The sequence below is a fragment of the Curtobacterium sp. B8 genome (assembly GCF_000333315.1).
Taxonomy (GTDB): domain Bacteria; phylum Actinomycetota; class Actinomycetes; order Actinomycetales; family Microbacteriaceae; genus Curtobacterium; species Curtobacterium luteum.
Map to the genome: position 1 here is coordinate 1 of NZ_BACW01000404.1, position 7790 is coordinate 7790.

At 73.1% G+C, this 7790-nt stretch carries 8 protein-coding genes and 1 pseudogene; 7 read left to right on the forward strand and 2 right to left on the reverse strand.

Annotated elements, in window-relative coordinates:
- Positions 1-21: 21 nt before the first annotated feature.
- A pseudogene (locus I59_RS20895) lies at positions 22-580 on the reverse strand (endonuclease/exonuclease/phosphatase family protein).
- On the opposite strand from I59_RS20895, the gene I59_RS20900 reads away from it, so the two are divergent.
- The 7 genes from I59_RS20900 (at position 537) to I59_RS10405 (ending at position 6947) form a co-directional block, all read left to right on the forward strand.
- Positions 537-959: a hypothetical protein gene (locus tag I59_RS20900; protein WP_049976569.1), complete on the forward strand. Its 423-nt coding sequence runs from the start codon at positions 537-539 to the stop codon at positions 957-959. The pseudogene I59_RS20895 and the gene I59_RS20900 overlap by 44 nt on opposite strands.
- A gap of 130 nt (positions 960-1089) precedes the next feature.
- Complete coding sequence (locus I59_RS10380; RefSeq protein WP_022903812.1) at positions 1090-1662, forward strand: PadR family transcriptional regulator; 573 nt, start codon at positions 1090-1092, stop codon at positions 1660-1662.
- Positions 1659-2390 carry an ABC transporter ATP-binding protein gene (locus I59_RS10385; protein WP_031273588.1) on the forward strand — a complete coding sequence of 244 codons (732 nt, stop codon included), beginning with the start codon at positions 1659-1661 and terminating at the stop codon, positions 2388-2390. The genes I59_RS10380 and I59_RS10385 overlap by 4 nt, the downstream gene beginning before the upstream one ends.
- Positions 2387-5173 (forward strand): ABC transporter permease, encoded by a 2787-nt coding sequence (locus tag I59_RS10390; RefSeq protein WP_031273589.1) that lies wholly within the window; start codon positions 2387-2389, stop codon positions 5171-5173. The genes I59_RS10385 and I59_RS10390 overlap by 4 nt, the downstream gene beginning before the upstream one ends.
- Before the next feature lie 142 nt (positions 5174-5315).
- Positions 5316-6050 carry an SGNH/GDSL hydrolase family protein gene (locus I59_RS10395; RefSeq protein WP_022903814.1) on the forward strand — a complete coding sequence of 245 codons (735 nt, stop codon included), beginning with the start codon at positions 5316-5318 and terminating at the stop codon, positions 6048-6050.
- Positions 6051-6123: 73 nt separating this feature from the next.
- On the forward strand, positions 6124-6714 hold the full coding sequence (locus tag I59_RS19715) for a transcriptional regulator (RefSeq protein WP_022903815.1): 591 nt from the start codon (positions 6124-6126) through the stop codon (positions 6712-6714).
- Positions 6711-6947 carry a hypothetical protein gene (locus I59_RS10405; protein WP_022903816.1) on the forward strand — a complete coding sequence of 79 codons (237 nt, stop codon included), beginning with the start codon at positions 6711-6713 and terminating at the stop codon, positions 6945-6947. The genes I59_RS19715 and I59_RS10405 overlap by 4 nt, the downstream gene beginning before the upstream one ends.
- Positions 6948-6990: 43 nt before the next feature.
- Here the strand turns inward: I59_RS10405 and I59_RS10410 are convergent, their stop codons facing one another.
- The gene (locus I59_RS10410; RefSeq protein WP_022903817.1) at positions 6991-7656 is read right to left on the reverse strand and encodes an SDR family NAD(P)-dependent oxidoreductase; all 666 of its coding nucleotides are present in this window, start codon (positions 7654-7656) and stop codon (positions 6991-6993) included.
- Positions 7657-7790 lie beyond the last annotated feature (134 nt).

Below are 7790 nucleotides of genomic sequence, written 5' to 3' on the forward strand. Positions count from 1 at the left end.
AGCCTCCCGTCCGTCGCGACGTCAGCCGGCGCGCAGCTGCGCGAGCACCGCGCGGTGGTCGCTGCCGTTCGCGGGCAGCACCTCGGTCGAGACGGTGGCGAGACCGCGGACGAACACGTGGTCGATCCGCGCGACGGGCATCTGTGCCGGCCAGGTGAAGCCGAGCCCGCCGCCCTCCGACAGCTCCGCGCGGATCGGTGCCATGAGCGGGTCGGCGGCGCCGCCGTTGAAGTCGCCGGCGACGACGAGCCGTTCGGCGTCGTCGTCCCGGACCTCGCCCGCCAGGGCACGGAGCATCGTCGGGCGGGCGTCCTCGGTGCGCAGCCGCAGTGAGTCGACGTGCACGACGTACAGCCGCACGTCCCCGACGTCGGTGGCGACGGTCACGCGCAGCGACCGCGCCCACCCGAGGGCCGAGCGTGAGCGGCTCCCCGTCGCTCAGCGTCGACCGGCTCCACACGCCGACCGACCCGACCCGATAGTGGTGCGGGTACGCCGCGGCGAGCCCGTTCTGCACTTCGGCACCGGAGTCGGCGGTGAGCTCCTCGAGCGCGATGACGTCCGGGTGCCGGTCGGCGATCGCCCGGGCCGTCGCCGTCGGGTCCTCGTTGGTGGCCTCGACGTTCTGCGTGACGACCGAGAGCTGCGGTGTGCCGGTGGCGGCGGGCGCGAGGACCCCCGGCAGCACGGCGACCGCCCAGGCCGCGGCGTACGCGACCGAGAGCGCGGCGAGCCGCCACGAGCGGGTGCCGATCGCCAGCCCGGCCACCGGGACGAGCAGCACGCCCATCCACGGCAGCAGCGAGCCGATCGCCGAGCCCGGGCTGCCGAGCACGTCGAGCACGCTCGGGGCGAGGAGGACGACGACCCCGGCGACGAGCGCGGCCCCGACGACGGCGATGACGAGGGAGCGGCCGGGGTTCCGTCGGCTGGAGCGGAGGGGCACGGCTCGAGGGTAGGCAGCCCTTCTGACAGCCACCGGGGTGCCCAGTGGGCGTCGGCTCAGCGCCGGGACGGCACTTGCGGATGCATACCGGGTATGGGCATACTCGGTATGCCCGGGTGTCGGGCCGGGACGAGGGGGATGTCATGAGCGTTCGGATGGGCGTGCTCGCGCTGCTGGTGGGAGGACCCGGGTACGGGTACCAGCTCCGGGGGGAGTTCGAGCACCGTACGGGTGGGAGCTGGCCGCTCAACATCGGCCAGGTCTACACGACGCTCGACCGGCTCGAGCGCGACGGGCTCGTGGCCCGCGGCGACGCCGACGACGACGGGCACGTCGTCTACACGGCGACGGACGCGGGCCGCGAGGAGGTCGCCCGGTGGTTCAGCGAGCCGGTACCCGCGAAGCGCGGCCGCGACGAGCTCGCGATCAAGTTCGCGCTCGCCGTGACGGTGCCCGGTGTGGACGTCCAGCGGCTCGTGCAGGTGCAGCGCGGCGCGGCCGTCCGGAACCTCCAGGACCTCACACGACTGAAGCGGACCGCGGACCCGGCCGAGGACCTCGCGTGGTCGCTCGTGCTCGAGTCGATGGTGTTCCAGGCCGAGGCCGAGGTGCGGTGGTTGGACCACGTGGAGTCGAGCGTCACCCGGTACCGACCGGATGAACACCGCACGGCCGCGGCCACGTCCGCCGACGAGATCGTCCGGAGCGCCCGGTGACCGCCGCTGCTCCGCTGCTGGAGCTCGACGCCGTCAGCGTCCAGTACGGCAGCGGTTCGCGGGCCGTGACCGCCCTGGCCGGTGTCGACCTGACGATCCGCCGCGGCGAGATGGTGGCCGTCATGGGCACCTCCGGCTCGGGCAAGTCGACGCTGCTCGCCTGCGCGGGGACCCTGCTCCCGCCGACGAGCGGCGAGGTCCGCATCGACGGCGAGTGGGTCGCGGACCGCCCGGCGAAGGACCTCGCGGCGCTCCGACGGCGGCTGGTGGGCTTCGTGTTCCAGGACTTCAACCTGATCCCGTCCCTCACGGCGATCGAGAACGTGGCGCTGCCGCTCGAGCTCGACGGGTGGAAGTCGAGCCGGGCTCGCCGGGCGGCGCAGCTCGCCCTCGACAACGTCGAGCTCGGGCACCGTTCCGACGCGTTCCCCGACGACCTCTCCGGAGGCCAGCAGCAGCGGGTCGCGATCGCGCGCGGTGTGGTCGGGGAGCGCCGGCTCGTGCTCGCGGACGAACCGACCGGCGCGCTCGACTCCCAGACCGGGGAGGTGGTGCTCCGCATGCTCCGTCGGCACGTCGACTCAGGGGCCGGTGCGCTGCTCGTCACCCACGACGCCCGGCACGCGGCCTGGGCGGACCGCATCGTGTTCCTGCGTGACGGCCGGGTCGTCGACGAGACGGTGTACTCCGGCGTCGAGATGGCCCTCGCGGACCGGACGCGGTCGTGATCCGGCTCCGGCCGGCACTCCGGCTGGGCCGACGGATGGCGTTCGCGAAGACCGGACGCGCGGCGCTCGTCGTCGCGTTGATCGGTCTTCCGACCATGGGCTTCGCCGGGGTCTCGGTGCTGTTCGCCTCGACGCAGGCGACGACGGCCGAGCAGCTCCGGTACGACCTCGGGCACGCCCAGGCGCAGATGACGACACAGCAGCCGGATGCCCGCGGCATGCGGCAGGACCCCGTGCACTGGACGAACATCCAGACCGAGGAGGACAGCCCTGCGGCGAACGCCGACGACGACACCCCCTACGCCGACGTCACGGAGTACGTGCCGAAGGGTGCGATCTCGATCCCGGTGACGACCACCGACGTCGTGCTGCGCGGAGCGCACGGCCCGATCGGCACCACCGCGACGCTCGGCGAAACCTGGGACCCGGTGCTCGACGGACGCTGGCACGTCCTCGACGGCACGGCTCCGACGGCACGCGACCAGGCGATGATGACGCCGGCGATGCTCGCGAAGACCGGGCTCCACATCGGTGACACGCTCGACGTGACCGACCCGGTGACGAAGCGGTTCACGATCACCGGGACGATGCGGGACCTCGGCCAGGACCCAGACGAGTCGGCGGTCTACCTGCCGTGGAGGAGCATCGCCGCGGACGCCGCTCCGATCTCGACCGGCCGATCCGACGCGGGCGCGGTCACGGTGTACCTGCCGACGGTCGCCCCGACCTGGTCGGAGATCAAGCGGCTGAACGACCACGGCATCGTCGTGCAGTCGCGTCCGGTGGTGCTCGATCCGCCGGACGAGCGGGTCGACGGCTTCTCGGGTCCGCAGAGCCTCGGGTGGTACGTCGCCGGACTCGGACTCGTCGGGGTGTTCGCCCTGTTCGAGGTCGGCCTGCTCGCCGGTGCGGCGTTCCTCGTCGGCACCCGCGCCGATGCCCGCTCGTACGCGATCTTGACGAGCGTCGGCGCGGAGCGCGGGGTCGTGCGGTCGGTCGTCGCCGGATCCGGACTCGTGCTCGGGACGGCCGGGGCGGTCCTCGGGACGGGGCTCGGCATCGGGATCGGCGCGCTCGCGTTCCACCTGCTCGACGACGGGAACGTGAACGCCTTCCCCGGGCTGCACGTCCCCGGGGTGATGCTCCTCTGCATCGCGGTCGCCGGTGTCCTCGCCGGAGTCCTGTCCTCCCTCACCGCGGCCCGCGCCGCCACCCGGGTGAACGTGCTGGCCGGTCTCCGCGGGTCGCTCCGCCCGGAGACGCCGAGCCGGGCGGCGACCCGCCGTCGTCGTGCGTGGGGACCACTCCTCATCGTCGTCGGGGCCGTCATGACCCTCGCGTGCGGCATCGGTGTCCTGGTCCTGAACGACCGACCGGAGCAGAGCGGGCAGCGGGACCACTGGGCGTGGGTCGTCGGCGCCGGCGTCGCGATCGGGCCGTGCCTCGTCCAACTCGGCGTCGCGATCTGCTCGCCGTGGGTGCTCGCCCTCGTCGCCCGCGTGTCGAGCCGGTTCGGGCTCGCGGCGCGGATGGCTGGCCGTGACGCCCGCCGTAACCCGGTCCGCACGGTGCCGGTGCTCGCGAGCGTGATGAGCGTCGTGTTCGTCGCCTCCGTGGTGATCACGTGGAACGCGTCGCAGCACGCTCAGTACGTCCGCGACTACGAGTACAAGTCCGCCGTCGGGGTGGCCACCGCGGACATCCAGCGGCTCGACAGCCGGTCGTTCCCGCAGGGCTACGACGCGGCGGTGACGGCGCGGGCGGCCGAGGTCAGCGCGCGAGTGTTCGACCACGACCGCATCCGCGTGCTCGGCACCGTCGACGAGCAGCCGACCGAGGAACCGAGCACCCTGACCCAGTTGCACCTCTGGGAGCGCCCGACCGGCTGCGGAGACGAGTTCTGCGGGTCGTGGCTCGAGCCCGGCGGCAGCCAACACGTCCTCACGGGCACGGTCGACGACTACGCCGTGCTCAGCGGACACCGGCCGTCCGCCGAGGTCCGCGACGCACTCGCCGACGGCAGGGCCGTGTCACTCTGGCCCGAGTACGTCCACGACGGCGCGGTCCGGCTCGACACGTTCCACCACCGCAGCTGGGAGGACGCGACCTCGCCCGACCCGGAGCACCCGGACGCGACGACCACGATCCCCGCGGTCCTCGACGAGCAGGACCCGCCGATCCAGATCGGGGTCTTCATGACGAAGGCGACCGCCGAGCGCTACCGGGTACCCGCCGTGGACGGCATCCTCGTGACCCGGCTCGACGGCGAGGTCTCACCCGAGCAGTTCGGCGAGCTCGCGTCGGCGTGGCAGAGCTACGGCGGCTCGGCGCGCGCGCAGGCCTCGGCGCCGACCTTCTTCTACGAGTCCGGCCCAGTCGATGCGAGTGCCCCGGTCCGGGCACTGGCGCTCGCACTCGCGGCGGCCGTGACGATCGGCGCGACCGCGGTGGCGATCGGCCTGGCCCGGGCCGACGGGCGACGGGACGACGAGGTGCTCGACGCGATCGGTGCCGCCCCACGGCTGCGGCGGCGGACCACGGCGTGGCAGGCTGCGATCCTGACCACCGTCGGGGCGGTCGTCGGCACCGTGCTCGGGCTCCTGCCGATCCGGGCGCTCACCCTGCGCTTCGACGCGGGTCCGGCCGGCACGAGCCACATGCCGTTCGTCGCCGACTGGCCCGTCTTGGCGCTCCTCGCGATCGGGCTGCCCGTCGTCGTGACGTTCGGGACGTGGCTGACCGCGGGCCGCAGCCGACGCCTCGCCCTGCGCCGTGCGCACTGACGGGGGCCGGACTCCGCAGACCGGAAGGCCCACCCCACGCTGGGGCGCGCCCGGGAACGGGTGGGAGAAGCCACAGCAGCGACGACGGTTCCCCAGGTCTGGGGTCTGGTTCCGAAGAGCCATCCGCGGGATACCTGGAGTCGTGTCCCGCACCAGCCACCTCGTGGTCCTCATGAGCATCATCGCCTCCGCCGCCCTCGTCGGCACCGGAGCCGTCGTCGTCGCGACGGCGCACACCGCGTCGGCCGACGAGTCCGTCACCCTCCGGCAGGAGGCGGCGCTGCGTCGGACACCCGACCAATTCGTGCGCGGGGCCCTCGACACCACCGACGACGCGGACGCCGTGACGTTCGCGTACGCCGGTGACTCGATCACGGCGCGGCCGGACTCGTGGCTGCACGTCCTCGAGGGCGACCCGGAGCTGCGGGCGGTCGGCGGGTACGCCCACAGCGGCTACCGCTCGGACCAGGTCCTGCACGAGATCGGCCCGGTACCGGACGCGGACGTGCTCGTCGTCGAACTCGGGACGAACGACGTCAACCAGGCCGTGCCCACCCGCCGGACCATCGCGAACGTGGACGCACTCGTGACCAAGGTCGACGCCCACCACGTGCTCGTCGTCGCCGGTCCGCCGTCCGACCACACCACCAGCCTGTGGGGCGCCGACCGTCGCACGGGACAGCGCGTCCTCAGTCGAGCCCTCCGCGCGGACGCCCAGCAGCACGGATGGTCCTACGTCGATCCGTTCACGGCGATCCGGCTGCCCGACGGCGCGTACGAGCGGGGCACCACCCCGGACGGCATCCACCCGTCGGCAGAGGCCAACCTGACCGTGGCGAAGGCCATGGCGAACGCGATCGAGGCCGCCGCCCGCTGAGCCGCGGAAACCGCAGACGAAATTCTGCAAAGAACATGTTGCAAAGCTTTGTTTGCGGTCGTACGATCAGGGCATGGCATCCGACTCCCGCGTCCTCGACCTCCCGGAGATGAAGGCGCTGTCCCACCCGCTCCGGGCGCAGCTCCTCAACGAGCTCGCGACGCACGGCCCCGCCACGGCCACGACCCTGGCGGACCGCGTCGGCGAATCGTCCGGCTCGACGAGCTACCACCTCCGGCAGCTCGAGAAGCACGGCTTCATCGAGGAGGTCGAGGGCCGCGGCAACGGTCGCGAGCGCTGGTGGCGTCGCACCCCCGCGACCCTGTACAGCGGTGGTTCGGACGGTCCGCAGTCGCCGGCCGCCCTGGCCGCCGCACGTCTCGTGGCCTCGGGCTCGAACGACCACGCCGAGCAGATGATCCGCGAGTTCATCGCCCGTGACGAACGGTCCCTCGGACCCTGGCGGGACGCCGCGACCCTGTCCACCATCGTCATGCGCCTGACCCCGGCCGAGCTGCAGGAGCTCACCGAGGCGACGCTCGAGCTCATGACGGCCTTCCGACGGCGACGCGACCCCGACGCCGACGAAGCCGACACCGGTCGTGTGTTCGTCCGCTTCGCCGCCGTCCCCGTCCTCGACGACGACACCGAGGGATCACGATGAACGCCGCACTCCACCCGACCCAGGCCGGCCCGCTCGAGCGCGCCGCCCACGCCACCGGCGTCGCGCTGCTCCGCTGGAGCGAACGACGAGCGGCCCGCGTGCTCCCGACCACCATCGCCGAGGGCACCGACGAGCGGACCGTCGCGCGGCTCGCGCACGAGGCCCGGACGGCGCTGGCGGCACGCGAACGGCACGCCGAGACGCTGTCCGCCGACTTCCCCCGCGTCCGCTGACCGATCGAGGCCGAGACCGTCGGACCGGACGGTCGGCCCAGACCTACTCGGGCAGCGCCTCCGCGTACGTCCGGAACTCCCCGCGCTCGTTGTGCAGGCTCCAGAGACGCTCGGCGATCGCGGCGCCCGAGTGGTCCTCCTGGCCGTCGTCGATCCCGAACGGGATGATGAGCTGCGCGACGTGCACGTTCTCCTCCTTGACGGCGTCGTGCAGGAGCTGCGCGTAGGCGCTCTCCCCGGCGAACGCGACCGACGTGCCGGTCACCCGGGCGCCTGGTCGGACCGCGCTGGCACCGTTGACGAAGAGGATCGTGCCGCGTCCCAGCGCCCGCATGCCCGGGAGGACCTGCCGGACGGCGTTGACCGAGCCGTACACCGAGAACTCGATCGGGCCGACGAGGTCCTCGGCGGTCGTCTCGAGCACCGGGCGCATGTACTCCTTCGCGGGCAGCGGGCTGTACTGCAGGACCTCGATCGGACCGAGCTGTTCGGTGGCACGCTCGAGCGCGGCACGGAGCGAGTCGCCGTCGCGGACGTTCGCCGCGAAGCCGGCTGCGGTGTGGCCCTGCTCGCGGAGCTCGGCGGCGAGGGAGTCGAGCCGGTCCTGGTTGCGCGAGACGAGCGCGACGGAGAACCCCTCGCGGGCGAAGCGGGCGGCGGTCTCGACGCCGAGGCCCTTGCCGGCGCCGACGATGGCGATGGTGGTCATGGTGTGGTCCTTCCAGGACGACGGTGACCGGGCACCGGGCCCGACCGCGGGACCGTCCGGTCCCGCCGATGTCCACTGAACCAGCGGGAGTGGGCCCGTGGCGGGCACTGTCGCACCCCCTCTCGGACGGGAGG